The organism is Ligilactobacillus equi DSM 15833 = JCM 10991, from assembly GCF_001435735.1.
In the GTDB taxonomy this organism is placed as follows: domain Bacteria; phylum Bacillota; class Bacilli; order Lactobacillales; family Lactobacillaceae; genus Ligilactobacillus; species Ligilactobacillus equi.
This window is the reverse complement of sequence record NZ_AZFH01000185.1, coordinates 1-1,931: the sequence shown is the minus strand read 5'-3', so window position 1 is coordinate 1,931 and position 1,931 is coordinate 1. Positions and strand designations below refer to the sequence as shown.

1 protein-coding gene and 1 pseudogene are annotated in these 1,931 nt (G+C 42.4%); one reads left to right on the top strand and one right to left on the bottom strand.

All coding sequences use genetic code 11. The features are described 5' to 3' along the window. Nucleotides 1–948, top strand: a pseudogene (locus tag FC36_RS10060) (hypothetical protein); the annotation flags it as partial. Nucleotides 949–1,061: 113 nt separating this feature from the next. Here the strand turns inward: FC36_RS10060 and FC36_RS10055 are convergent. Beyond that, entirely contained in the window at nt 1,062–1,874 is an 813-nt protein-coding gene (locus FC36_RS10055) for an Rpn family recombination-promoting nuclease/putative transposase (RefSeq protein WP_025021583.1), read from the bottom strand. Nucleotides 1,875–1,931: the final 57 nt, after the last annotated feature.

Below are 1,931 nucleotides of genomic sequence, written 5' to 3'. Positions count from 1 at the left end.
TCAGATGTAACTCCAAGTGAGACTATGCCCGAGTCAGTCGCATCAGAAACCACAACGTCGGGTCCAAGCGAAGCCTTAGAAGTAGTACCAGGTGAGACTTTAGGCGAGTCAGTCGCATCAGAAACTTCAACGTCGAGTCCAAGTGAATCCTCAGATGTAACTCTAAGTGAGACAACGCCTGAGTCAGTCCCATCAGAACCTTCAACGTCGAGTCCAAGTGAATCCTCAGAAGAAGTCCCAAGTGAGACTACAGCAGAGTCAGGTCCATCAGAAACTACAACGTCGGGTCCAAGTGAATCCTCAGAAGAAGTACCAAGTAAGACTATGCCCGAGTCAGTCCCATCAAAAACCACAACATCGGGTCCAAGTGAATCCTCAGATGTAACTCTAAGTGAGACTATGCCCGAATCAGGTCCATCAGAGACCACAACATCGGGTCCAAGCGAATCCTCAACAACGCCGGCACCAAGTGCTAGCCCAAGTATAACTTTAGGCGAGTCAGCATCGTCTCAATCCTCGACGTCATCGTCAAGTGAAGTAGCAAAATTAGATGCCACTCCAAGTGCGAATTTAAGCGAGTCATCACCATCTGAAGTAAGTTCAGAGTTATCAAATAGTGGGGAATTCCTTAGTTTAGGACAAGAAGATACAACGGTTGAGGCCGATATAGATTTTGAGAAACCAAACGGTGTACTTTTGAAGCCGGTACTAAACCAAGATTCAGAAGAGGGTATTTTGACAGGGATACATTCTAAAAAAGGCTTAAAGAAAATTGCAAATGGTCAACCAAGTTTTAGCGCATCGGATCGTAAAAAAGTAGCAAATGCCAAAAGACAATTACCACAATTGAATGAAGAGGGGACCAGTCGAAAATTAGTTGAAGTGATGGTAGTAATATTGATGGTGCTAATTTTTGGTCAAAATCTTCGGAAAAAATTCAGGGAATAACATAAAGGGGAAAAGACCGCGTAAAGTTCTAGTGTAAGCACACCATAACAGGACGTAAAAAGAAGCGATGGAAAAAATCCACTAGTTAGGATTTCACCATCGCTTTTTTGTTCTTAATTACTGAGAGCTAACACAATTTTCTCTAAGGCAGGGCGGTGTTCTTCGCCAAATTGAGCTACCAATTGTTCCATAATTTCTTGCAAGCTAAGCCCTTGAGCAACTAATTCATTGTAACGTGTTATATAGCTAATTGTTGCGTCGGTAGCTTCGTCATAAGCCTCTTCGTACGCCTCTTCATACGCCTCTTCATACGCCTCTTCGTATGCATCCATTAATTTATCTTGTAATCTCATAAAATCATACCTCATCTTTCCGCTAGTTTTGATTGAAATCATGAGCTCTTTTACCATCGTGATGAACTCATCATCACTGGTAGGGCGCTCAGTTAAAAGTTTGAGAAAATCTTGTAGGTCTCTTGGAAGACCAGTTAAATCACCATAAGGATAAATTAGATAGGTGGTCTGCTTATCGGGATATTTGTGGCCATCTTGGCTACGTGAAGTAATCTTATGAATAGCCTTACCATCACCAAAATAATCATACATAGTAATCATGATAACGCAAGTACTATGACGCTGGCGATAACTTTGCCCTTTCTTTAACATCTCAGTGGCCATGACGGCGTGATAATAGCCAGTCCGATTGGCAGTATCATGGTTGTCTTTATTTTGCATTTCAAAGTCAATCATGTCCCCATCTAAACTTTGTAAAAACATATCTAACCGAATCCCACGTGCATCACCTCCAGGATCAAAGGGTTTTTGTTCCTGACTGATGGTCAATTCATCTTTCTTGTAACTAGAGTCGATGAGAGCCACCAGGTGAGCCGCCACGTGATTACTACGTAAAACATTGTAGAAAGTCAATTACCCCCGAACAAGTTCGGGGGCTTGTAACTCACGACACTTGCGTGTCAGTAGTTC